Here is a 22,370-nt window from a genome sequence, read left to right on the forward strand (position 1 = left end):
CGGATGCGGGTGCTTGTTGTGAAAACCTCCTCGATGGGTGATGTGCTCCACACCCTGCCAGCGTTAACCGACGCCATGCAGGCGATGCCGGATATTCGCTTTGACTGGGTGGTGGAAGAAGGCTTCGCCCAGATCCCTTCGTGGCATCCGGGCGTCGATCGCGTACTGCCTGTCGCGCTGCGTCGCTGGCGCAAGGCGTGGTTTTCCGCGCCGGTGAAAGCCGAGCGCCACGCCTTTCGCGACGCGCTGCGGGCGGTGCATTACGACGCAGTGATCGACGCGCAGGGGCTGTTGAAAAGTGCAGCGCTCGTGACGCGTCTGGCGCGTGGCATGAAGCACGGTATGGACTGGCAGACCGCGCGCGAACCGCTCGCAAGCCTCTTCTACCATCGCCGTCACCATATCGCAAAAGCGCAGCATGCCGTCGAGCGTACCCGTGAACTGTTTGCGAAAAGCCTGGGTTATACGAAACCTGCCGGACAGGGTGATTACGCTATCGCTCAGCATTTTTTGCATCAGCCCGCCGACGATGCGGGGCGTTATGTCGTGTTTCTGCACGCCACCACGCGCGATGATAAACACTGGCCGGAAACCCACTGGCGCGCGCTTATCGCGCTGATGGGCGAGACCGGCTTGCAGATCCGTCTGCCGTGGGGCGCGCCCCATGAAGAAGCGCGCGCGAAACGGCTGGCCGAAGGCGTCGATTATGTTCAGGTGCTGCCGCGTCTGACGCTTGAACAGGTCGCCCATCAGCTGGCTGGTGCGCGGTTTGTGGTATCGGTCGATACCGGGCTTAGCCATTTGACGGCCGCGCTCGACCGCCCTAATTTCACGCTCTATGGCCCGACCGATCCGGGGCTTATTGGCGGCTACGGGAAAAACCAGTTTACGGTTTTACCCGAAAGCGGAAACACGACCGAAAATATTTCCGCAGAAAGGGTTTTCAGCTTGCTCAGGACACAGGTGCCAGATTAATGGGCTCACTTTTTAAACAAATCTATCGATATACACATCCTCGTACATTCAGACATAACGAAAATTTATGGCCTTATACGCGAATTAGCCGTGCGAAAACTGGAGAGATCAATCAGTTAAGCTACAAAGGGAACGATGTTCCTCTTGTTGATCTTAGCGCCCTTCAAAACAGTGCCAGCGGTTCTGTTTTGCTTACCGCAACCGGACCCTCTGTAAAATCGATAGATTTCAATAAGTTAAATAAAGACATCCCTGTAATGGGTGTGAATGGGGCCTATTTTCTGTCGGGAAAAGTAAATTTTTCGCTATATGTCATAGTCGATATGGAATTTTACGACCGTCGGCAGGATATTATCCAGTCTGTAATTTCAGATTCGAATATTCTGTTGTTTACCACAATGCATGGTATCGCTAAAATACTTGACAGACATAAGGAAAATCTACAGTGTCGTTTAGCTTTAATTGAAGATGCCTGTTACAAAATCTATCAGCCACGGATTGCAGATACAGAAAAGAGAAAGCAGTATCAGCAAACTACAGGGATATATTTCTGTGATAATCGCCAGGATATCGGCTTTAGCGCAGATATCCGTAATGGTATATTTGATGCAGGTACGGTAGCTTATTGGGCTATTCAAATCCTTTATTATCTTGGGTTCAAAAAATTATTTATTGCTGGCCTCGATATGAATAATTTTAACCAACCCCGTTTTTACGAAACTTCAGACAGTAAGTTACCGTCCTATCTTGAAAAAAAGGTAGACAACATTGTGATGCCTTCTTTTGCGCATGCAGCAAAGGTGATGAAAGAAAATAATGTTGATGTGGTAAATCTCTCTTCGGAAAGTGCTGTTCCAGATACAATTTTTAAAAAGGTTGCGTTTGATGAGTATTTTGGCATTAAGTGAAAAATCGCGAAAAGCCTATGCTTTCGTGTTCCCGTTATTTCTGTTTTTTAGCGCTATCTTTTGCGTATCGACCAGAGCGACAAACCTTTTCCACATCTCATTTGGCCTGTTTATTTTATCTCTTTTTAGCGCGGCAAACCGTCAAAAGATGGCAGAACACTGCAAAGAAAAGCACCTCACCCTTTTTCTGACAGCATTAATGATCATCTATTATGCTATCGCTAATATATGGGGAGGTACACTGGAGGCTGCACGCTCTGTGTTAACGCATGGAACGTATATTATTGTCTATTTGCTGATTCTGACCACGCTTCTTGAAGACGCGAAAAGTCGTCACTTTGTGCTTATAAGCCTGGTAGCCGGTATTACTCTCCTTTCTATCTATACATTAATTACCGATTATTCGCTGGTGATGAAGAGTCGTCTGGTATCACCAGATAACCCCGGTCCACAAAATGTTATCGATCTTGCAGGCTATTGCGGCATCGGAATATTAATCGCTTGCATGCTTCTAAAAGAGACGAAAAAGCATATTTATTATATTCCCATCATCATCATGTTGATTATGATGTTATTCACACAAAGCCGTGGCCCTATCATGGCGCTGGCTATTGCTTTTATCCTCACGCTGCATCGGACTATATTAACACGCCGAAACGTTATGCTTTGTGGCATTGTAGTCTTAATCCTGGCTGCCGTTTGTTCTTTTACGCCAGTAGGTGAAATGCTGTTGGGACGATTCGAAGTGGTTGGAGAACAAAGCGGACTGAGACTTAGCATTTGGCACGAAACACTTCGTGAACTGACCAATCATTTCTGGTTAGGGCGAGGTTATGAATACCAACTTACTTTCACCAATTACAATGGCCAGCATATCTCTACAACGCATAGTATTTATTTCGGTGCCCTTCTGAAAGGTGGTATTGTTGGTTTAGCGCTGTTCCTGGCCGTAATTGCCTCTGGTCTCTGGTTAGCCCTGAAAAAGTTCCATCGACATGATCGTTATGATGTCGCCATCTTTATTTTTGCACTGATCTTCATGGCGTCGCAAGGAATGTTCATTATTAACAATCCGCGTGAATCCTGGATGCTATTCTGGCTTCCGTTAGGCCTTATTCTTAGTCGCCCGTCAGCCGCAACTGCATAACATAAAAAAAGCCCGTAAGGGCTTTTTTTATGAATGACCAAGTTGACCTTTTATCAATGGCAACAAGGCATCTATTGGCATATCAGATATATAATCCGTATCACAAATAATCTGTTGCGCTTTAGCATAATGAGGAGCCCAAATTTTATAGCCTGGCAAACCTGTATCTTTGAGCTTCCGTTTATTATAGACCGCAAGCAGTGGCTTATCTAAGGCGCGAGCAATATGTACAATCGAGGTATCGGGCGTAATAATTAAATCACAATAACGGACAATCGCGACCGCCGAACTGATTGTACTATTTTCCAGGGAAATAACATTTTCCAGAGCCAGGCTGGCAATCTTTTCGCTTTGTCCGATCATGATAATCGTTACCGGAAAAGCTTGCTCATGCAACGCCGAAATAAGACCTATTACCTGCGCGCGACTAAAGTCTTTGTCCTCTGAACCTGTAAACGGGTTAATTGCGACATAGCGAGTATCGGTAGGCTTATCACATAGTATTAATCGCAGTTTATCATATTCCTGTTGATCAACCGGAATATGATAGTCATAGTTATCATGATTGATATTAAAGAGTGAAAGGACAGCCTTATAGCGTTCGGTAATATGCTTGTTTGCATCAAAAAAACGAATGGAATAGTCAAATAATTTGTAACTGTCTTTGTTAAAACCGATTACATTCTTTGTACCCAGATTCGCAAGTAAATTGAAACGTTCGTAACTCACGACATCGTCGAAATCAATAACAGCATCAAATTGGGCATTTTTTATTTCATCTAACGGCATCCGTGGTCGGTAGAGGTAAATATTGTGTAGATAGTCTGCCCCGGTCAGGATCTGTTTACAGCATGGACCTGTGAGGATGGAAACCTGATAACCATGATTGGCGAGTGCTTTAGCACACCCTGTCGCAACCACCATATCGCCGATTTTATCATCCAGCCTCAGTAGTAAAATTTTTTTTATGCTTTCCGGCACCAAAACTTTACGTGGAGGTTTTTTACGGTAGCGCAGATTGATCAAATTGAATTTGATTAAGCGGAAAAACGCGTTTTTTTTCCGCGTGAATTTTTTAATAAGATTCATGCTTTATAGCTCATCGGTAATAACCTATTTTACCTGGGTCTTATGCTGATAATATTCAGCCAGCGTCATACCTTCTACCTGTGGTGACAGCCAGGCAAAAAAAGCCTCCAGGTCTTCATACAAACGATCTATATCATGCTCGTTTTTAAAGGTGGGGCTTCCGGCGGGCATATATTCTGATGAATGAAGCATGTACTCGACATAATCCGCGCCTTGTGCCAGAGACTGCTCAACAACCTTCTGCATTGCCTTGTTATTCCCGCCCATAGGACGTAACCAATGCACTGACGGGCTGCGAACCTTCCCTCGCAAGCGATCATAACCCTGCTTAATACCATTCATTAAGGCAGAATGTTTAAACTGAATACTCATCGGCACTTCAAGTAAAGATGAGGTGCCTTCGCGGCGGATGTCATTCTCATCAATAAAATAGGCGCGCTGTGGAAAGTTACGGTAGTCCGTACCACCTGCCCCTTGCGGAGCGCCTTTTGCCGTTTTCCAGTTCACATTTGGCGTGACGGAACAATCTACTTGATAACCGTATTCTAGCAATAAGCGGGCGTAACGCTCATCAAATGCCCAACGTCCAGCACGGTGGCTGACCATTTTAGTCTGGAATGTATCTTCAAGAATGCGAGTCATATAAGCGATTTTTTCACGCATTACCTCGTCTGAATACTCAATAAGATACGGCTTATAACGCCAGTCATCGTCGGTTAAGGGTGCCGCAGGCGGACTATTCCATGCGTGAAGGTGCATTCCGATCTCAGCGGTATTACGCATAAGCACATCTTTCGCAAATTCAATATAGAAAGGGTCTATAGCCATTTCATAATTGGTCAGATACACCGGTTTGAAGCCATACTTTTCACACAGCTGCTGGAAGCGAGGAAGATATTTCGCATTCTCTGTAGTGATGCTGTCATGCTTTTGCCAGAGGTTATCTCCCTCGGTATCGATGGTGATAAGAAATGCAGGTTTATGCATAATGATGTCCTCAGACTGGTTGCGTGGCGCCATGGTAGAGCAATACAACGCTTCTCTCAATTAGTCTAATAACCTAGAATCACCCACTTGTAATCTAATGAAGACTACCTTATGAAGCCTGAATCCCATGTCTCTGAACCCGCAACTCCGGCGAGGATACTGGTTATCAAACTGCGCCACCATGGTGATATGTTACTGACCACGCCATTGATTCAGGCTCTCAAACAGGAGTTCCCAGCCGCGCAGGTCGATGTGCTTCTTTATGAAGAAACTCGAGACATGCTTTCTGCTAATCCCGATGTTCATCAGATTTTCGGTATAGATCGTACGTGGAAAAAACAGGGAACGCTTAAGCACATTAAGCTAGAACTGACTTTGATTCGCACCTTACGCCAACAGCATTATGACCTGGTGCTTAACCTCGCGGATCAATGGCGAAGCTCCATTTGCACGCGCCTTACCGGGGCCAAAAGACGAGTTGGCTTTGCCTTCCCCAAGCGGCAGCATCCTTTGTGGAAATATTGCCATACTGATCTTGTTTCCACTCAGAGCCATAATACGCAGCACACCGTTGAGCAGAATCTCTCCATTCTGAGTGCGTTTGGCGACTATCCGCACAATGTCGCCGCACGAATGAGCTATACGGAGCAAGACTGGCAAATAGCGCAGTCGCTGTTAGCGCAGAATAAGGAAAACTATATTGTTATCCAGCCGACATCGCGCTGGTTTTACAAATGCTGGCGGGAAGAAAATTTCAGCGAAGCAATCAATGCGCTTTCTGCTGAAGGGCATAACGTGGTGCTAACGGCCGGTCCCGATGCTAAAGAGAAGAAAATGATCGAGACCATCATGAGCGGATGCCCTGACGCACAGGTAATGTCGCTGGCAGGAAAACTAACCTTACGGCAACTCGCCGCGGTCATCGATCATGCACAGCTTTTTATTGGCGTCGACTCAGTACCGATGCATATGGCCGCCGCGCTCGGTACGCCGCTTGTCGCGCTGTTCGGGCCATCAAAACTGACTTTCTGGCGTCCATGGCAGGCGAAAGGAGAGGTTATCTGGGCTGGGGATTATGGCCCGCTGCCAGATCCGGATGATATTGATACCAAAACGGATAAACGCTACCTGGATATGATCCCGGTAGATGATGTAATAGCTGCAGCCAAAAGGTTACTGGCATGAGCACTTTTCGACTCGCGTTAGTAAGGCAAAAATATCGCCCTGATGGTGGTGCCGAACGGTTCATCTCCCGCGCGCTGGAAGCACTAGATAGCAGCGAACTTGAACTCAATGTAATTGCTCGTGAATGGCTGGGGCCGATAAAAGCTGATTGGCGTATCCATATTTGTAACCCCAGAAAATGGGGGCGTATTAGTCGTGAGCATGGGTTCGCTCTGGCAGCACGCGACATATGGCAACGTGAACACTTCGATTTGGTACAAAGCCATGAGCGCATCGCTGGTTGTGATGTGTACCGCGCTGGCGATGGCGTTCATCGTCGCTGGCTACTACAACGGTCTCGCCTTCTTTCGGGCTGGAGAAAACAGCTCCTTTTTGCCGATCGCTACCACCGTTATGTTATGCATGCGGAAAGAGAGATGTATCACCATGAAGCTCTACGGGCTGTAATTTGCAATGCAGAGATGGTGAAAAAAGAGATCATAGAAGATTTTGGTGTTCCGTCCGATAAAATCCATGTCATCTATAACGCCGTTGATAACCAGCACTTTACGCCGCCTGATGCTGAATTATTTATCCGGTTAAGGGAACAATGGCGATTACCGGTTGAAAAAACATGCTTTGTTTATATTGGTTCGGGCTTTGAACGTAAAGGACTGGACGCAGCCATCAGAGCAATTGCGCCAACGCCATGCCATCTTATGGTTGTCGGTAAAGATAAAGATCAAAAACGTTATGAATTGCTGGCTCAAAGCCTTAATTGCGCCGATCGAGTGCACTTCTTTGGTATGCAGCAAGAAACGTTGCCGTTTTATCAAATGGCAGACGGGTTACTCCTCCCCACGCTTTACGACCCTTTTCCTAATGTGGTTTTGGAAGCCATGGCTTGTGGTCTTCCCGTGATCACCACCCATGGGTGTGGTGGCGCAGAATTTATTCAGCAAGGAAAGAATGGCTATGTATGCGATGCGCTGGATGTGCTTTCACTTCAGGACGCCATAATGGCTTTACCAGCACGGGCGCTGGGGTCTTCCGAAAGTGCTAATGCCCGCATTCAAATAATGCCTTTCACTAACAAAACATTATCTGCGCAATTGCTTTCTCTTTATCAAACGTTGGTGAAATAACGATGCGTATCCTCTTTGTTATTGATGGCCTGCCCGGCGGCGGAGCCGAGAAGGTTGTATTAACCTTGGCGGAGCATTTTTTAAACGATGGAGACGAGGTATCGCTTTTTTCATTACGTAATGTGTGCGAATACCCCCTTCCGCCAGGTCTGGATTATCAGGTTATAGCCGATCATTGCCGTAAACCCTGGCGTAAATTAACAGAGCTTAACCGCCGGGCACGACAATTAGATGCGGCTGTCATTAAGGCAGAAAGAGATGGCCGTTTTGATCTCGTGCTTTCTAATTTGCATAAAACAGATCGGATTGTTTCTCGCTGCCGGGCATTAAAAAAACATAATGTGTGGTTCTGCCTACATGGCGTTTTTTCAACCTCTTACCTGGGGCATCGGACGGGGTTCGACCGCTGGCTCAAGCAGCAGAAAATTAAGAGGGTCTATCAAGGGCGAAATGTTGTTACTGTCTCAAAGGCCGTAGGCAAAGATCTTGTAGAACAATTTTCGTTGAAGCCCGCGCAACTCAAAACGATCTATAACCCTTTTGATATCAACCAATTGAAAAAAGAGGCTGACGCGCCCTGCGAAATGGCTGACGAGAATTATATTATTCACGTCGGACGCTTTCATCCAGCCAAGCGTCACGATCGCTTGATCAAGGCGTATGCACAAAGCGGCATTGAGGCGCCTCTGGTCCTGCTCGGTCAGGGGACATCCACTCAGGAAGAGAAGTTGCGTCAGCTCGCCCATTCTGAAGGTGTAGGGAATAGGGTTTATTTCAAAGGTTTTCAATCTAACCCTTACCCCTGGATCAAACAGGCGAAAATGCTCGTGCTTAGTTCAGATAGCGAGGGCTTTGGTAATGTAGTCGTTGAAGCCTTATTGCTTAATACCCCTGTGGCAAGTACACATTGTCCAGGTGGGGTTAGCGAAATCCTGACCGGTACGCTGGCTGTAGGCCTGGCGGACCTGAACAGTGAGTCATTGGCTCAAACCATGCAAACTATTTATCATAATCCCCCGTTGATTGAAGCAAAAGCGTTGGAAAAATTCGGCGTCAAAGCCATTTGCCAGCAGTATCGTCAGTTACGCAGCATGTAGTGCGCGTTTATCCTCCAGAAAGGAAAGCGAATTATTTATGAGTCAGTCTCCTTTACTTAGCATCGTCGTTGCCGTGTATAACGGTGAAAAATTCCTTGATCAATTTTTTGAAAGCATTGAGCAACAGCAGTTAGAAAGTTATGAACTGATTCTGGTAAATGATGGTTCGACTGATAACAGCATGGCGGTAATTGATAGCTGGAAAGATAAACTGCCGTCAGTTGAGCTCATCCAGCAAACAAATCAAGGTGTATCCATAGCGCGTAATAGCGGCCTGGCCATTGCGAAAGGAAAATATTTAGCCTTTCCGGATATTGATGACAAAATTTATCCCGGCATGTACCGCACACTTCTGGATATGGCGGAGAAGGGAAACTTAGACGTTGCCACGTGCAATGGCCGCTACGTATACGAAAACCGAAAAGATGTGCATGCGATTTTCCCGTCAGACCGACTCTCTTCAACAGACGTACTACCTGGGCATGTCTGGCTAAAGCAGGCGTTAGATTCACGAAAATTCCTCCATGTTACCTGGCTTAATATCTATCGTCGGGAATTTATCCAGCACCACGCTTTTCATTTCGAACCCGGTCTTCGCCATCAGGATATCCCCTGGACGACTGAAATTCTGCTCGCTGCAGAACGCGTGCAATATAATAGTGAGCAGTTTTATGATTATTATATTCATTCAGAGTCCGTCTCGCATAAACCTGACAACGACGATACTTTGATGCGCTCTGCTCGCCATTACATGAAAATCCTTGAAATGCTGGAGGCTATCAACCAGCGTTACGCAGAAAAAGTGAAAGGGATCCCAGCCTGCCGCTGGCAAATAGCTAAAGAAGGTTTGGGCATTATTCACACCTTCGACCGTATTAAAGATGAAGAGAAAAAACGAATTATTGTTAAAGAATTCTTTGATCGCGGTATATGGCGCTCAATCTGGAAAAATGCTTGCACATTGCGCTTGCGCTGGCGCCTGGGTCGCCGCTATTTCCGCCTGAAAAAGATCATGGGCTAAGAAAGCGTTTGCAGGCGCGATAATGTCGCCTGCGCTGTTCGCTACTTTTGGAATGTATGACTCGGCATCTGAATGTTACAGGTAACCCCACATACAGGGATTTTACCCGGACACCCTGACGCCGCGGGCGATGGCCGCCGCCCGCTTCTTCCTCTTCTCGCTTAGCGGTATACTTCAGGCAGGCAAAACTCTCCTGTTGGCGCCAAAACAATAGCTTTACCCTGGTGAAATGCTTAGAATTTGCCCGCCGATAAAGAAAATAACGGATATTAGCTTGGAATCGTTGTATACCGCTCTGCTCTACCTGATACAGCCTTTTGTCTGGGTGCGGCTTTTACTCCGCAGCCGTAAAGCCCCTGCCTATCGCAAACGATGGGGGGAGCGCTATGGCTTTTGTCAGGGCAAAGTGTTGCCGGACGGTATCCTCCTGCACTCGGTGTCAGTGGGCGAAACCCTGGCTGCTATTCCGCTGGTACGCGCACTGCGTCACCGTTATCCTTCGCTGCCGATTACCGTCACCACGATGACACCGACAGGCTCTGAGCGCGTTCAGTCAGCGTTCGGCAAAGATGTGCATCATGTCTATCTGCCTTACGATTTGCCCTGCGCCATGCACCGTTTTCTGGAAACTGTGCGTCCGAAGCTGGTTATTGTGATGGAAACCGAGCTATGGCCGAACATGATTTCCGCGCTGCATCAGCGCAAAATTCCGCTGGTCATTGCTAACGCGCGCCTTTCGGAGCGTTCAGCCAAAGGTTATCAAAAACTTGGCGGGTTTATGCGCCGCCTGCTGGCAAAAATCACGCTGATTGCGGCCCAAAATGACGAAGACGCCAGCCGCTTTACCGCGCTTGGCCTTAAGCGCAACCAGCTGGCTGTGACCGGCAGCCTGAAATTCGATATCTCTGTGACGCCAGAGCTTGCCGCCCGCGCTATTACGTTGCGTCGTCAGTGGGCGCCGCGCCGTCAGGTCTGGATTGCGACCAGCACCCATGACGGCGAAGAAACCATTATTTTGCAGGCGCACCGTCAGTTGCTGGAGACGTTCCCCGATTTATTGCTGATCCTGGTGCCGCGCCACCCTGAGCGTTTTAAAGACGCGCGCGAGATGGTGCAGAAAGCAGGCTTTAGCTTTACGCTGCGCAGCACCGGCGAAATCCCGTCCGGCAGCACCCAGGTAGTCATTGGGGACACCATGGGCGAGCTGATGCTGCTGTACGGCATCGCCGATCTCGCGTTTGTCGGGGGAAGCCTTGTCGAGCGCGGCGGCCACAATCCGCTGGAGCCTGCCGCCCACGCCATTCCGGTGCTGATGGGACCGCATACATTTAACTTCAAAGATATCTGCGCCAAATTGCAGGAAGCTGACGGGCTTATCACCGTCACCGACGCCGATTCGCTGGTCAAAGAGATAGCAACGCTGCTGACCGACGAAGATTATCGTCTCTGGTATGGCCGCCATGCGGTCGAAGTGCTGCACCAGAACCAGGGCGCACTGCAGCGCCTCTTGCAGCTGTTGCAGCCTTACCTTCCGCAGCGGAGTCACTGATGGGCGCGCGTCTGTCCGTGGTGATGATTGCTAAAAACGCCGCGGCGCTGTTACCGGATTGCCTCGCCTCCGTCACGTGGGCCGATGAAATCGTACTGCTGGATTCCGGCAGCAGCGATGAAACCGTCGCCATCGCGACCGCCGCAGGCGCCAAAGTGTTCACTGACAGCCACTGGCAAGGCTACGGCATCCAGCGCCAGCGGGCGCAGCAACAGGCGACAGGCGATTATATTTTGATGATCGATACCGACGAGCGTGTCACGCCAGAACTGGCGCAGGCGATTCGTCAGGTGCTGGAAAGCCCCGATCCGCAGGCCGTTTACAGCATCGCCCGCCGTAATCTGTTTCTGGGCCGCTTTATGCGTCACAGCGGCTGGTATCCGGATCGCGTCACCCGCCTCTATGCGCGCGAGCGCTATCGCTATAATGATAATCAGGTGCACGAATCTCTCGACGCGCCGGGGGCTCGTGTAGTCCCTCTGCAGGGCGATTTACTGCATTTAACCTGCCGTGATTTCGCGGGTTTTCAGCGCAAGCAGTTAAGCTACGCCACCGCCTGGGCGCAGGAGCGTCATCAGAAAGGCAAAAAGGTGTCGGTGGCGGGGATTTTCGGGCATACGCTCGCCGCGTTCTGTAAGACGCTCATACTGCGCGCAGGGGTGCTGGATGGCCGACAAGGCTGGCTGCTGGCGGTCGTTAACGCGCAGTACACCTTCAACAAATACACCGAGCTGTGGGCGTTAAACCGCGGCTATACGGAAAAGTAACGCTATGACCACTCGCGCGATTTACCCTGGTACTTTCGACCCGATCACTAACGGTCATCTCGATATCATTACCCGTGCGGCCCGTATGTTTGACGAACTGGTTCTGGCGGTAGCCGCCAGCCCACATAAAAAAACGATGTTTTCGCTGGAAGAGCGCGTGGCCCTGGCACAGCAGGCGGCAGCGCATCTGCCAAATGTGAGCATCACCGGTTTTAGCGATCTGATGGCGAATTTTGCGCAGTCCCAGCAGGCGAACGTACTGGTTCGTGGGCTGCGTACGGCGGGCGATTTCGAGTATGAAATGCAGCTCGCGCATATGAATCGACATCTGATGCCAACGCTCGAAAGCGTGTTTTTGATGCCGTCTAAAGAGTGGTCATTTATCTCGTCAAGCCTGGTAAAGGAAGTGGCTCGCCACCAGGGCGATGTTTCCCACTTCCTGCCTGCGCACGTCCACCAGGCGTTGCTGGAAAAGCTGCGCTAATCACTTCTGGCAGCGTCGACACCAGTAGGTGCGGCGCTGAGCATGTTTCCCTGCCTGAATCGGCGTGCCGCAGACGCGACACGGCTCACCTTCACGACCATATACCTGTAACTGTTGAGCAAAATAGCCGGGCTTCCCGTCGCTTTGCAGAAAATCGCGCAGCGTAGTGCCGCCCTGCTCAATCGATCGTAACAGTACCGCCTTGATCGCCTGCGCCAGTAACTCACACTCTTTTTTCGACAACGACGACGCCAGCCGATCGGGGTGGATCCCGGCAGCAAAAAGCGACTCGCTGGCGTATATGTTGCCGACTCCGACCACCAGCTTGTTATCCATCAGCCAGGGTTTGATAGCGACTTTCTTCTTCACGCATTTGTCATGCAAATAATCGCCGTTAAACGCGTCACTAAGCGGCTCCGGCCCGAGATGCGCCAGCACGTTATGGCCTTCCAGCTCGCGCGTCCACAGCCACGCGCCGAAGCGGCGCGGATCGGTATAGCGCAACACTTTGCCATTGCTCATCACCAGGTCGACATGGTCATGCTTCTCGGCCGGGCGCTCTTCCGGCAGGATACGCAAACTGCCAGACATACCGAGATGGATGATTATCCAGCCGTCCGGTAGCTCCAGCAGCAGATATTTGGCGCGACGCTGCACGCTGAGAATGGGTTTATCACTTAACGCATGGATTTCATCAGAAACCGGCCAACGCAGTCGGCTATTGCGCACAACAGCGTGCAGTATGGTTTCGCCAACCAGATGCGGTTCTATCCCGCGACGGCTGGTTTCTACCTCAGGTAATTCAGGCATGGCGTCTCTCGCGTGAGTTAATGAAAAGCAATGAAGATATGGGGGCGAAGCAGAAAACAAAAAACCCCGCCGAAGCGGGGTTTTTGTACAAAGTTCACGAAAATCTTATTTGATTTTAGCTTCTTTGTAGAGAACGTGCTGACGGACAACCGGATCGAATTTCTTAAGTTCCAGTTTTTCCGGCTTAGTACGTTTGTTCTTCGTGGTGGTATAGAAGTGACCAGTACCAGCAGAAGAAACCAGCTTGATTTTCTCGCGAATACCTTTAGCCATGATTTATTTCCTCTAAGTACTTAGTACTTTTCGCCACGGGCACGCAGTTCAGAAAGAACTACATCGATGCCTTTTTTATCAATTACACGCATACCTTTAGCAGATACGCGCAGAGTAACGAAACGCTTTTCGCTCTCAACCCAGAAACGGTGAGAGTGCAGGTTCGGCAGAAAACGGCGTTTAGTCGCGTTCAGTGCGTGGGAACGGTTGTTACCGGTCACCGGACGCTTGCCAGTAACTTGGCAGACTCGGGACATGTCTATTCTCCAAAAATCAAATTAGCTCGAGCTTCGTATAGGGTATTGGCAGCCTCGTCAGGCCTGATGGCCCAGTCTGGCGGTTCAATGGAACTCGCATTGCCAGGCCCACATGCCAAACCCGAGATTCTCAAAGGTGGCGTAGTATACGCTGCCGGGACCGTCTGCTCAAGTCCCGAACAGATAAAGATCGCTAAGGATCGCCACGTCTGGCTTATATCCACCCACGTTCGGCGAAAGAAACGTATTCTCCACGCCCAATGACCAGATGGTCAAGTACCCGGATATCGACTAACTGACAACTTTTCACGATACGCTCGGTCACCATTTTATCCGCCCGGCTTGGCTCGGCGCGCCCCGAAGGATGGTTGTGCGCAAGGATAATCCCGGCTGCGTTTAGGCGCACCGCCTCGCGCACGATTTCACGCGGGTGCACTTCGACATGGCTTAGCGTGCCAGTGAACAAGGTATTTTGCCGGATAATACGGTTTTGACTATCCATGAAAATCACCAGAAATACTTCTCGCTCTTGCCCGGCAAGCTGGCTTTGCAAAAATTCGCGCGTGGCGGCCGGGCTTAACAGCGCAGTCTCTTCGCCTGGGCGCGAGCAATAGTAGCGCCGTGCCAGTTCTCCGATAGCTTTAAGCTGCACATATTTCGCAACGCCCACGCCGCCAATTTTCCGAAACGGCGTAATATCCGCCGACAGCAGCCCATAAAGCGAGCCGAAATGCAGCAATAGCCGTTTTGACAGCGTGAGTACGTCAATGCCCGGCGCCCCGGTGCGCAGAAAAATCGCCAGCAGCTCTTCATCACTTAAATCTGCGGCACCGTAGCGCATCAGCTTTTCTCGTGGCCCGTTGTCCATTTTCGTCATAATTATCCCTGCCCTGTATCGCCCTGATATTATCCGTCTCCGGTAAACAGCTGGCGACCACGGGGTTTTATCCCTGCGCGACGTCTCGCAAAGTTTAAAATTCATACCGCCACGCAGTTTTTTGGATTGTGATAAAATCCCCGCTTTCCAGAAAGCGACAGGAAGAGAAGACAATGGGGCTTGCCGGCAAAAAAATTGTTTTAGGTGTAAGCGGCGGGATAGCAGCGTATAAAACACCAGAACTGGTGCGTCGTCTGCGCGAGCGCGGCGCGGAAGTCCGCGTCGCGATGACCGAGGCGGCAAAAGCGTTTATTACGCCGCTGAGCCTGCAGGCCGTTTCCGGCTACCCCGTGTCAGACAGCCTGCTCGACCCAGCCGCCGAAGCCGCGATGGGCCATATTGAACTGGGAAAATGGGCCGATTTGGTCATTCTTGCGCCTGCCACGGCGGATCTCATCGCGCGCGTCGCGGCAGGGATGGCGAACGATCTTGTAACGACAATTTGTCTTGCTACGCCGTCCCCCGTCGCCGTCGTGCCCGCCATGAACCAGCAGATGTATCGTAACGGTGCGACACAGCATAATATCGAATTGCTCGCCTCGCGTGGCCTGCTTATCTGGGGACCGGATAGCGGCAGCCAGGCGTGCGGCGATGTCGGCCCTGGTCGTATGCTCGATCCGCTTGAGATTGTCGAACTCGCCGTTAACCATTTCGCGCCTGTCAACGATCTGCAACATCTCAACATCATGATTACCGCGGGCCCGACCCGGGAGCGTCTGGATCCGGTGCGTTACATCACTAATGACAGCTCCGGCAAAATGGGGTTTGCGATTGCAGCGGCCGCCAGCGCGCGCGGCGCTCGCGTTACCCTAATTGCAGGGCCAGTCGCCTTACCAACGCCTGCAGGCGTCGAAAGAATCGACGTCGAAAGCGCCCTGGAAATGGAAGCGGCTGTTCAGCAGCGCGCGCCTCAACAGCAGATTTTCATCGGTTGTGCGGCGGTTGCCGATTACCGGGCCGAGACGATTTCTGGCGAAAAAATTAAAAAACAGGGCGATGAGCTGACACTAAAAATGGTGAAAAATCCGGATATTGTCGCCGGCGTCGCGGCACTCCAGGAAAATCGCCCTTATGTTGTCGGGTTTGCTGCCGAAACAAATAATGTGGAAGAATATGCGCGGCAAAAACGCCTGCGTAAAAACCTTGATCTGATTTGCGCCAACGACGTGTCGCAAGCCGGTCACGGCTTTAATAGTGATACCAACGCTTTGCATCTTTTCTGGCAGGAGGGAGATAAAGTCTTACCGCTCGAGCGGAAGGCGCTCCTTGGCCAACGTTTACTGGACGAGATTGTTACCCGTTATGATGAAAAAAATCGACGTTAAGATTCTGGACCCGCGCGTGGGCGAGCAATTCCCGCTGCCGACGTATGCTACCTCTGGCTCAGCAGGCCTTGATTTACGTGCCTGCCTGGACGAGTCCGTTGAACTGGCGCCGGGTGCGACCACACTCCTGCCAACTGGCCTTGCGATTCATATCGCCGATCCGTCGCTTGCCGCAGTTATCCTGCCGCGCTCGGGGCTTGGACATAAACATGGCGTTGTGCTGGGCAACCTTGTTGGGCTGATTGATTCCGACTATCAGGGCCAGTTGATGGTTTCCGTCTGGAACCGCGGCCAGCAGAGCTTCACGATTGAACCCGGCGAGCGTATCGCGCAAATGGTGTTTGTCCCGGTGGTACAGGCTGAATTTAATCTGGTGGAAGAGTTTACCGCTACCGATCGCGGCGAAGGCGGTTTCGGTCATTCCGGGCGTAAATAAACCCGCCCGCGTACACGCGCATTCCTTAAGTAAAATAAAGCGAAAAAATTGCCGCAGGCGAGGGCCTGCGGACGCTTTGTGGATGCTCGCCTGGCAAGTGTTTATTTTTCAGGGGTATTTTAGAACATGGCAGAAAAACAAACCGCGAAAAGGAATCGTCGCGAAGAAATACTTCAGTCTCTGGCGCAGATGCTTGAATCCAGCGATGGGAGCCAGCGTATTACGACAGCGAAACTCGCTGCCTCCGTTGGTGTTTCCGAAGCGGCGCTTTATCGCCACTTCCCCAGCAAAACCCGCATGTTCGACAGCCTGATTGAATTTATTGAAGACAGCCTAATCACCCGCATTAATCTGATTTTGAAAGATGAAAAAGAGACGCTGAACCGTCTGCGCCTGATCGTGCAGCTGATTCTTGGTTTCGGTGAACGTAACCCAGGGCTTACGCGTATCCTGACCGGCCACGCGTTAATGTTTGAGCAGGATCGTTTGCAGGGACGTATTAACCAGCTGTTTGAACGCATTGAAGCCCAGCTGCGCCAGGTATTGCGCGAAAGGAAAATGCGTGAAGGCGAAGGGTACGCGACGGACGAAGCGTTACTGGCAAGCCAGCTGCTGGCGTTTTGCGAAGGGATGCTGTCGCGCTTTGTTCGCAGTGAATTCCGCTACAGCCCAACGGCCGATTTCGAAGCCCGCTGGCCTTTACTGGCCGCACAGCTGCAGTAACGCTCGTGAACAGAAAAAATAAAGGCCGGCTCTCCGGCCTTTTTTATAAGCTCAGACGCCGTATTGCTGGCGATAAGCCTCTACCGCGGCCAGATGGTTTGCCATTTCCGGCTTCTCTGACAGATACGCGATCAGTTCATTGAGCGAGATAATCGCAATCACCTGACAGCCGTAATCACGCTCCACTTCCTGAATGGCGGAAAGCTCGCCGCGTCCGCGTTCCTGTCGATCGAGCGAAATCATGACGCCTGCAAGCGTTGCACCATTCGCCTGGATGATTTCCATAGATTCGCGAATCGCAGTGCCTGCGGTGATAACATCGTCCACCAGCATGACGCGGCCCTGAAGCGGGCTGCCGACGAGGCTACCGCCTTCGCCATGGTCTTTAGCCTCTTTGCGGTTAAAGCAGTACGGGACATCGCGTTCATGGTGTTCTGCCAGCGCGACCGCTGTTGTGGTGGCGATGGGGATGCCTTTATAAGCCGGGCCGAACAGCACATCGAAATCGATGCCGGAATCTATCAGCGCCTCGGCATAGAACCGGCCCAGCAATGCCAGATCGCGCCCGGTATTAAATAAACCAGCGTTAAAGAAGTAAGGGCTCTGACGCCCGGATTTCAGCGTGAATTCACCAAATTTAAGAACCTGTTTGTTAAGGGCGAATTCAATAAACTGGCGCTGATACGGTTTCATGGCTTTGCTCCTCAAATAGCATATTGCAGGCATAAAAAAGGCGACTCTTCAGTCGCCTTAAAAATCAGTTTGCTAACGCCGCCTTCTGCGACGCGATGATCGACTCGATCCCCCCGCGGGCCAGGGCCAGCAAGTCGAGCAACTCTTCGTGGGTGAAGGGCTCGCCTTCCGCTGTACCCTGAACTTCAATCATGCGGCCGTCTTCGGTCATCACAACGTTCATGTCAGTTTCAGCAGCGGAATCTTCAACATATTCCAGATCGCATACCGCTTCGCCATTAACGATACCAACCGAGACCGCAGCTACCATGCCTTTCATTGGATTGGTTTTCAGTTTGCCTGCAGCGACCAGTGCGTTCAGGGCATCAGCCAGCGCGACGCAAGCGCCGGTAATTGACGCGGTGCGGGTACCACCGTCGGCCTGAATGACGTCGCAATCCAGGGTAATGGTGAATTCGCCCAGCGCTTTGAGATCAACTGCCGCACGCAGCGAGCGGGCAATCAGACGCTGAATCTCAAGCGTACGACCGCCCTGCTTGCCTTTTGCGGCCTCACGGGCGTTACGGGTATGTGTGGAGCGTGGCAACATGCCATATTCGGCGGTGATCCAGCCTTGTCCCTGACCTTTCAGGAAACGCGGCACGCCTTCTTCAATAGATGCCGTACAAAGTACTTTGGTGTCGCCGAACTCAACCAGCACGGAGCCTTCTGCGTGTTTAGTGTAATGACGAGTCAGGGTAACTGGGCGCACTTCTGATGCGCTACGGCCTGCTGGACGCATGGGCATATCTCCGGCTTGTTAACGAATGTGGCTGCGCATTATACGGGCTGAAAGCGCTTATTCCTATCCTGTCAGACCTGCGGTAGCTATAATCCCCACATTCACATCAGAAAACGGGTACTTCTATGATCCGCAGTATGACCGCCTACGCCCGGCGAGAAATTAAGGGTGACTGGGGCAGCGCCACCTGGGAGCTTCGTTCAGTAAACCAGCGCTACCTGGAAACCTATTTCCGTCTGCCGGAGCAGTTCCGCAGCCTTGAACCCGTGGTGCGCGAGCGCATCCGTACCCGTCTTACACGCGGCAAAATCGAGTGTAGCCTGCGTTTTGAACCTGATGCCAGTGCACAGGGTGAGCTTATCCTCAACGAAAAACTGGCGAAACAGCTGGTTTCCGCTGCTAACTGGGTAAAACTGCAAAGCGACGAAGGCGAAATTAACCCCGTCGATATATTGCGCTGGCCTGGTGTCATGGCCGCACAAGAGCAAGATCTCGACGCCATCACCGCCGAGATCCTTGCTGCGCTGGATGGCGCGCTCGACGACTTTATTATCGCGCGTGAAACTGAAGGTCAGGCGCTGAAAGCGCTTATCGAGCAACGTCTGGAAGGTGTTAGCGCAGAAGTCACCAAAGTACGGATGCATATGCCGGAAATTCTTCAGTGGCAGCGCGAGCGTCTGGTATCCAAACTCGAAGAAGCGCAGGTTCAGCTTGAGAATAATCGGCTGGAACAGGAACTGGTTATGATGGCGCAACGCATTGATGTCGCCGAAGAGCTCGACCGTCTGGAAGCGCACGTTAAAGAAACCTATAACATCCTGAAGAAAAAAGAAGCGGTAGGCCGCCGACTGGACTTCATGATGCAAGAATTTAACCGCGAATCGAACACTCTGGCCTCAAAGTCAATTAATGCGGAAGTGACCAACTCAGCCATTGAGCTTAAGGTGTTAATTGAGCAGATGCGTGAGCAGATTCAGAACATTGAATAATCTCTGCGGGGCCCGTTTGGGCCCTTTTCTATAGCTATCCTGATCGGCATTGGCGTTTCACCGAGCGTAATCATTTCCCCCCTTCTGTTTCGCTTTAAAAAAACTAATCCGAAACCTCTCGCCTTAGAAAATCTCAATCGTGACCTTACAAGTGAATCGCTACCCTTTGCGGTTTGATTAAGGGGGAGCGATGTTACTTCATGTACTTTATTTAATTGGTATTACTGCCGAGGCGATGACGGGCGCGCTGGCAGCCGGACGCCGTCGCATGGATACCTTCGGAGTCATTATTATCGCGACGGCAACAGCACTGGGCGGCGGCTCCGTAAGAGATATTCTGCTTGGCCATTACCCGTTAGGCTGGGTCAAGCATCCGGAATATGTTGTCATCGTTGCCGTCGCCGCAGTCATCACGACGTTTGCCGCCCCCGTTATGCCGCATTTGCGACGACTGTTTCTGATTTTGGATGCGCTGGGACTTGTCGTCTTTTCTATTATCGGTGCGCAAATCGCACTGGATATGGGTGAAGGCCCGATTATCGCGTCGATAGCCGCTGTTGTGACCGGCGTCTTTGGCGGTGTACTGCGGGATATGTTTTGCAAACGCATTCCTCTTGTCTTTCAGAAAGAACTCTACGCAGGTATTTCTTTCGCCTCCGCTGTGCTTTATATCGCGCTGGAACATTATGTCTTCAGTCATGATATTGTGGTGATAGCAACGTTACTGTTCGGTTTTACGGCACGTCTGCTGGCGCTGCGTTTTCGGCTCGGCCTACCGGTATTTCATTACCGTTCTGGGATGTATTAAAAATTTTATATGATGACGCCTGCTGTCAGAGGCAGGCCAGCATCGCCACCATAGTTCCCCTTACCTCACCGGACTGGTCATGGCAGCGTAAACCCTTCTATTTTCTGTTCCGCCAGCCACCGCGCCAGTGCAGCAATTTTAGGGTGGTGCACGTAACTGACCAGCTGGCGTGCACGTTCTGCGCCTATCCCCGGCAGCGTTTGCCAACTCAGTTCATCACGTGCCTGCATTTGCTGCCATGAGCCATCAGCCAGCGCTTGCCACGCCCGAGCCGGTAAGGACAGCCCTAACGCCTTAATCCAACGCTTAAAAGATTGCTGACGCGTAAGATTGAACTGGTGCCAGAGCCGCATCGCGCGTCGAGGACTCAACCCCGGTGTTTGCTTCAATGCATCGACATTAAGCGAAAGCCAGGAAAAGAGATGTTCAAAGTGGTGGCTGCGCGATAACTGACGCCATGTCGCCTCGCCCACACCCTTGATATCTAATACAGGTTCTCCACTCAACCAGACCAGACGAGAAATAAATTGCGCCTCACATCCGCTTGATACATAGAGACAACTTAACGCATCGAAATGCGCGGAAGGTGGCTCGGGCTTGTTACGCTCCACAGGCCGCCAGACAATAGCATCAAGCCGTGGAATGCCCTGTCCTGCAAGACTCACTTCTACCTGATCGCCTTCAGCAAGATCCAGCCTTTGCCAGCGTGCTAATGACCCTACGCTAACTTTCGCGACCTGCTTGTCATCCAGCGTAACGGGCTCCAGCAGCGCGACTACGCTGATTTTTCCGGTACGGCCGACGGCGAAACGCAATGCTTTGACCTCGGTGACCTGCTTCGCGGGTGGATATTTCCAGGCGGCCACCCACGTACCTTCGCCTGGACGCCAGCTTCTCCCGGGCGGCTCATTGCCCTCGCGAACGACCACACCATCGGTACCAAAAGGAAGCGCCTCGCTGAACCACCGCTCACGTAAGCGCGCGACGTCCGCCACAGAACTCACTGGCTTGCTCCAGGCTTGCGCTAACGGAAACCCGCTTTCCGCAAGCGCCGACAAACGTAAACTCATCGCCTTAGGCCCATCCGGCCACGCCCAGATAAAAATATCCAGATTATTAAGCACCGAAGACTCGGTATTGCGCATCATCGCCCCCGCGACGCGAGCACGCGCGTTGAGCCCACCGTCCTGCTGCTGACGATGCCCGTCCCGGCGTAAAAAAAGCTCGCCCTGCAATACGCTGTCAGCAAGCTCACCGTTCACCTGCTGAGGAATGGCCGGAATATGACGCGCGCGCGCAGTCCAGTCTTCGCCTCGTAACCCGTCGCCCCGGCTAATGACCTGGCTTAGCTCGCCCTTGCGATAAACCAGAGAAACCGCGATACCATCGACTTTTGGCTGTACCCAAAGATCGGTTTTTCCTTGCATCCACTGCGATACCGCGGCGGCATCTTTAAACTTTTGTACGCCAGTGTGGGCGACCGGATGAGGCGTTCGGCCCGCGGCTATGGATAAGGGGGCGTCGCTCACGGCGGGTAGCGCAAAGCAGGCTTGCCACGTTTTTAGCCTTTGACGCATGCCGTCATAGACCGCATCGCTCACCTTGTTCTCGCCATGCAACCAATAAGCGTCATCCCAGCGCGCCAGCTGATTTTGCAGCGCAGCGACCTCTTGTCGCGCCTGTGTGGGCGTCCAGCCAGGGCAAGCCGCACTTGCGCTTTCACACGTTAAGCCGATCAGTAATAGTAAAATCGTTATGCGCACGTTCATCTCCTTCGCATTCTCAGCGAGACGGTAATACGCATATTTTTTACAGGCGAACCCGAATGTTGCGTTTTACGAGGCGTTTTCTAGGCTTTCCGCCCTATTACATAAAAGAGACAACTTTTCTGGATAATGTCTCGCAAAGTAACGCAAATGGCCGTTAACCCTGCGACAAAGACTGCGCCAGCGTAGCGCGACGTGTATAATAAGGCGGTATACGCACCTCTTTTCGCATATCAACA

24 protein-coding genes are annotated in these 22,370 nt (G+C 51.3%); 15 read left to right on the forward strand and 9 right to left on the reverse strand.

Features of this window, described 5'->3' with window-relative positions; genetic code table 11:
- Positions 1–3 precede the first annotated feature (3 nt).
- The 3 genes from rfaC to AFK62_RS19535 are packed head-to-tail and all read left to right on the forward strand — an operon-like array spanning position 4 to position 3,030.
- Complete coding sequence (rfaC, locus tag AFK62_RS19525) at positions 4–975, forward strand: lipopolysaccharide heptosyltransferase RfaC (RefSeq protein ID WP_053532094.1); 972 nt, start codon at positions 4–6, stop codon at positions 973–975.
- Entirely contained in the window at positions 975–1,883 is a 909-nt protein-coding gene (locus AFK62_RS19530) for a hypothetical protein (RefSeq protein WP_007680851.1), read from the forward strand. The genes rfaC and AFK62_RS19530 overlap by 1 nt, the downstream gene beginning before the upstream one ends.
- The gene (locus AFK62_RS19535; RefSeq protein WP_007680853.1) at positions 1,861–3,030 is read left to right on the forward strand and encodes an O-antigen ligase family protein; all 1,170 of its coding nucleotides are present in this window, start codon (positions 1,861–1,863) and stop codon (positions 3,028–3,030) included. Before AFK62_RS19530 ends, AFK62_RS19535 begins: the two co-directional genes overlap by 23 nt.
- A gap of 27 nt (positions 3,031–3,057) precedes the next feature.
- On the opposite strand, the gene AFK62_RS19540 is transcribed toward AFK62_RS19535, so the two are convergent.
- Positions 3,058–4,119, reverse strand: coding sequence for a glycosyltransferase family 9 protein (locus AFK62_RS19540; RefSeq protein WP_053532095.1), 1,062 nt, complete (start codon positions 4,117–4,119; stop codon positions 3,058–3,060).
- Between the two features lie 24 nt (positions 4,120–4,143).
- Positions 4,144–5,106, reverse strand: a complete 963-nt coding sequence (locus AFK62_RS19545; protein WP_007680865.1) for a polysaccharide deacetylase family protein — start codon at positions 5,104–5,106, stop codon at positions 4,144–4,146.
- 111 nt (positions 5,107–5,217) lie between these two features.
- Here AFK62_RS19545 and rfaQ point away from each other — a divergent pair, with 111 nt between their 5' ends.
- The 7 genes from rfaQ (at position 5,218) to coaD (ending at position 12,333) form a co-directional block, all read left to right on the forward strand.
- Entirely contained in the window at positions 5,218–6,291 is a 1,074-nt protein-coding gene (rfaQ, locus tag AFK62_RS19550; protein WP_007680867.1) for a putative lipopolysaccharide heptosyltransferase III, read from the forward strand.
- Complete coding sequence (locus AFK62_RS19555; protein ID WP_032984899.1) at positions 6,288–7,415, forward strand: glycosyltransferase family 4 protein; 1,128 nt, start codon at positions 6,288–6,290, stop codon at positions 7,413–7,415. The genes rfaQ and AFK62_RS19555 overlap by 4 nt, the downstream gene beginning before the upstream one ends.
- Positions 7,416–7,417: 2 nt before the next feature.
- Positions 7,418–8,512, forward strand: a complete 1,095-nt coding sequence (locus AFK62_RS19560) for a glycosyltransferase (RefSeq protein ID WP_007680873.1) — start codon at positions 7,418–7,420, stop codon at positions 8,510–8,512.
- Positions 8,513–8,549: 37 nt separating this feature from the next.
- Positions 8,550–9,533: a glycosyltransferase gene (locus AFK62_RS19565; RefSeq protein WP_007680889.1), complete on the forward strand. Its 984-nt coding sequence runs from the start codon at positions 8,550–8,552 to the stop codon at positions 9,531–9,533.
- 274 nt (positions 9,534–9,807) lie between these two features.
- Complete coding sequence (waaA, locus tag AFK62_RS19570; RefSeq protein WP_007680891.1) at positions 9,808–11,082, forward strand: lipid IV(A) 3-deoxy-D-manno-octulosonic acid transferase; 1,275 nt, start codon at positions 9,808–9,810, stop codon at positions 11,080–11,082.
- A complete protein-coding gene (locus AFK62_RS19575; RefSeq protein WP_007680894.1) occupies positions 11,082–11,849 on the forward strand; it encodes a glycosyltransferase family 2 protein in 768 nt (255 codons plus the stop codon). Before waaA ends, AFK62_RS19575 begins: the two co-directional genes overlap by 1 nt.
- Before the next feature lie 4 nt (positions 11,850–11,853).
- Positions 11,854–12,333 (forward strand): pantetheine-phosphate adenylyltransferase, encoded by a 480-nt coding sequence (gene coaD / locus AFK62_RS19580; protein ID WP_007680897.1) that lies wholly within the window; start codon positions 11,854–11,856, stop codon positions 12,331–12,333.
- Here coaD and mutM read toward each other — a convergent pair whose 3' ends face one another.
- From mutM to radC, 4 genes are all read right to left on the reverse strand, one after another.
- Positions 12,334–13,143, reverse strand: a complete 810-nt coding sequence (mutM, locus tag AFK62_RS19585) for a bifunctional DNA-formamidopyrimidine glycosylase/DNA-(apurinic or apyrimidinic site) lyase (RefSeq protein WP_007680900.1) — start codon at positions 13,141–13,143, stop codon at positions 12,334–12,336.
- 105 nt (positions 13,144–13,248) lie between these two features.
- Positions 13,249–13,416 (reverse strand): 50S ribosomal protein L33, encoded by a 168-nt coding sequence (rpmG, locus tag AFK62_RS19590; protein WP_003024094.1) that lies wholly within the window; start codon positions 13,414–13,416, stop codon positions 13,249–13,251.
- A 20-nt stretch (positions 13,417–13,436) separates the two neighbouring features.
- Positions 13,437–13,673 carry a 50S ribosomal protein L28 gene (gene rpmB, locus AFK62_RS19595; protein ID WP_004388471.1) on the reverse strand — a complete coding sequence of 79 codons (237 nt, stop codon included), beginning with the start codon at positions 13,671–13,673 and terminating at the stop codon, positions 13,437–13,439.
- Positions 13,674–13,887: 214 nt separating this feature from the next.
- Entirely contained in the window at positions 13,888–14,550 is a 663-nt protein-coding gene (gene radC, locus AFK62_RS19600; RefSeq protein WP_007680904.1) for a RadC family protein, read from the reverse strand.
- 173 nt (positions 14,551–14,723) lie between these two features.
- Here radC and coaBC point away from each other — a divergent pair, with 173 nt between their 5' ends.
- The 3 genes from coaBC to slmA all read left to right on the forward strand — a co-directional run bounded on the left by coaBC (position 14,724) and on the right by slmA (position 17,094).
- A complete protein-coding gene (gene coaBC, locus AFK62_RS19605; RefSeq protein WP_007680907.1) occupies positions 14,724–15,935 on the forward strand; it encodes a bifunctional phosphopantothenoylcysteine decarboxylase/phosphopantothenate--cysteine ligase CoaBC in 1,212 nt (403 codons plus the stop codon).
- A complete protein-coding gene (gene dut, locus AFK62_RS19610) occupies positions 15,913–16,371 on the forward strand; it encodes a dUTP diphosphatase (protein WP_007680909.1) in 459 nt (152 codons plus the stop codon). Before coaBC ends, dut begins: the two co-directional genes overlap by 23 nt.
- A 126-nt stretch (positions 16,372–16,497) precedes the next feature.
- The gene (gene slmA / locus AFK62_RS19615) at positions 16,498–17,094 is read left to right on the forward strand and encodes a nucleoid occlusion factor SlmA (protein WP_007680910.1); all 597 of its coding nucleotides are present in this window, start codon (positions 16,498–16,500) and stop codon (positions 17,092–17,094) included.
- Positions 17,095–17,145: 51 nt separating this feature from the next.
- Here slmA and pyrE read toward each other — a convergent pair whose 3' ends face one another.
- Positions 17,146–17,787, reverse strand: a complete 642-nt coding sequence (gene pyrE, locus AFK62_RS19620) for an orotate phosphoribosyltransferase (protein WP_007680912.1) — start codon at positions 17,785–17,787, stop codon at positions 17,146–17,148.
- Between the two features lie 64 nt (positions 17,788–17,851).
- On the reverse strand, positions 17,852–18,568 hold the full coding sequence (gene rph / locus AFK62_RS19625; protein WP_053532096.1) for a ribonuclease PH: 717 nt from the start codon (positions 18,566–18,568) through the stop codon (positions 17,852–17,854).
- A gap of 125 nt (positions 18,569–18,693) precedes the next feature.
- Between rph and AFK62_RS19630 the strand changes: the two genes are divergently transcribed.
- Positions 18,694–19,557 carry a YicC/YloC family endoribonuclease gene (locus AFK62_RS19630; RefSeq protein WP_053532097.1) on the forward strand — a complete coding sequence of 288 codons (864 nt, stop codon included), beginning with the start codon at positions 18,694–18,696 and terminating at the stop codon, positions 19,555–19,557.
- Between the two features lie 190 nt (positions 19,558–19,747).
- Positions 19,748–20,365, forward strand: coding sequence for a trimeric intracellular cation channel family protein (locus tag AFK62_RS19635; RefSeq protein WP_007680920.1), 618 nt, complete (start codon positions 19,748–19,750; stop codon positions 20,363–20,365).
- Between the two features lie 77 nt (positions 20,366–20,442).
- On the opposite strand, the gene ligB is transcribed toward AFK62_RS19635, so the two are convergent.
- The gene (gene ligB, locus AFK62_RS19640; RefSeq protein ID WP_007680923.1) at positions 20,443–22,128 is read right to left on the reverse strand and encodes an NAD-dependent DNA ligase LigB; all 1,686 of its coding nucleotides are present in this window, start codon (positions 22,126–22,128) and stop codon (positions 20,443–20,445) included.
- Between the last annotated feature and the right edge of the window lie 242 nt (positions 22,129–22,370).

Origin of the sequence: Cronobacter condimenti 1330 (genome assembly GCF_001277255.1) — a bacterium.
GTDB classification, from domain to species: domain Bacteria; phylum Pseudomonadota; class Gammaproteobacteria; order Enterobacterales; family Enterobacteriaceae; genus Cronobacter; species Cronobacter condimenti.

What these genes read in the sequence shown, in the direction of transcription:
- rfaC (WP_053532094.1), top strand. Translation starts at nt 4, where the DNA reads ATGCGGGTGCTTGTTGTGAAAACCTCCTCGATGGGTGATGTGCTCCAC.
- AFK62_RS19530 (WP_007680851.1), top strand. Translation starts at nt 975, where the DNA reads ATGGGCTCACTTTTTAAACAAATCTATCGATATACACATCCTCGTACA.
- AFK62_RS19535 (WP_007680853.1), top strand. Translation starts at nt 1,861, where the DNA reads ATGAGTATTTTGGCATTAAGTGAAAAATCGCGAAAAGCCTATGCTTTC.
- AFK62_RS19540 (WP_053532095.1), bottom strand. Translation starts at nt 4,119, where the DNA reads ATGAATCTTATTAAAAAATTCACGCGGAAAAAAAACGCGTTTTTCCGC.
- AFK62_RS19545 (WP_007680865.1), bottom strand. Translation starts at nt 5,106, where the DNA reads ATGCATAAACCTGCATTTCTTATCACCATCGATACCGAGGGAGATAAC.
- rfaQ (WP_007680867.1), top strand. Translation starts at nt 5,218, where the DNA reads ATGAAGCCTGAATCCCATGTCTCTGAACCCGCAACTCCGGCGAGGATA.
- AFK62_RS19555 (WP_032984899.1), top strand. Translation starts at nt 6,288, where the DNA reads ATGAGCACTTTTCGACTCGCGTTAGTAAGGCAAAAATATCGCCCTGAT.
- AFK62_RS19560 (WP_007680873.1), top strand. Translation starts at nt 7,418, where the DNA reads ATGCGTATCCTCTTTGTTATTGATGGCCTGCCCGGCGGCGGAGCCGAG.
- AFK62_RS19565 (WP_007680889.1), top strand. Translation starts at nt 8,550, where the DNA reads ATGAGTCAGTCTCCTTTACTTAGCATCGTCGTTGCCGTGTATAACGGT.
- AFK62_RS19575 (WP_007680894.1), top strand. Translation starts at nt 11,082, where the DNA reads ATGGGCGCGCGTCTGTCCGTGGTGATGATTGCTAAAAACGCCGCGGCG.
- coaD (WP_007680897.1), top strand. Translation starts at nt 11,854, where the DNA reads ATGACCACTCGCGCGATTTACCCTGGTACTTTCGACCCGATCACTAAC.
- mutM (WP_007680900.1), bottom strand. Translation starts at nt 13,143, where the DNA reads ATGCCTGAATTACCTGAGGTAGAAACCAGCCGTCGCGGGATAGAACCG.
- rpmG (WP_003024094.1), bottom strand. Translation starts at nt 13,416, where the DNA reads ATGGCTAAAGGTATTCGCGAGAAAATCAAGCTGGTTTCTTCTGCTGGT.
- rpmB (WP_004388471.1), bottom strand. Translation starts at nt 13,673, where the DNA reads ATGTCCCGAGTCTGCCAAGTTACTGGCAAGCGTCCGGTGACCGGTAAC.
- radC (WP_007680904.1), bottom strand. Translation starts at nt 14,550, where the DNA reads ATGACGAAAATGGACAACGGGCCACGAGAAAAGCTGATGCGCTACGGT.
- coaBC (WP_007680907.1), top strand. Translation starts at nt 14,724, where the DNA reads ATGGGGCTTGCCGGCAAAAAAATTGTTTTAGGTGTAAGCGGCGGGATA.
- dut (WP_007680909.1), top strand. Translation starts at nt 15,913, where the DNA reads ATGATGAAAAAAATCGACGTTAAGATTCTGGACCCGCGCGTGGGCGAG.
- slmA (WP_007680910.1), top strand. Translation starts at nt 16,498, where the DNA reads ATGGCAGAAAAACAAACCGCGAAAAGGAATCGTCGCGAAGAAATACTT.
- pyrE (WP_007680912.1), bottom strand. Translation starts at nt 17,787, where the DNA reads ATGAAACCGTATCAGCGCCAGTTTATTGAATTCGCCCTTAACAAACAG.
- rph (WP_053532096.1), bottom strand. Translation starts at nt 18,568, where the DNA reads ATGCGTCCAGCAGGCCGTAGCGCATCAGAAGTGCGCCCAGTTACCCTG.
- AFK62_RS19630 (WP_053532097.1), top strand. Translation starts at nt 18,694, where the DNA reads ATGATCCGCAGTATGACCGCCTACGCCCGGCGAGAAATTAAGGGTGAC.
- AFK62_RS19635 (WP_007680920.1), top strand. Translation starts at nt 19,748, where the DNA reads ATGTTACTTCATGTACTTTATTTAATTGGTATTACTGCCGAGGCGATG.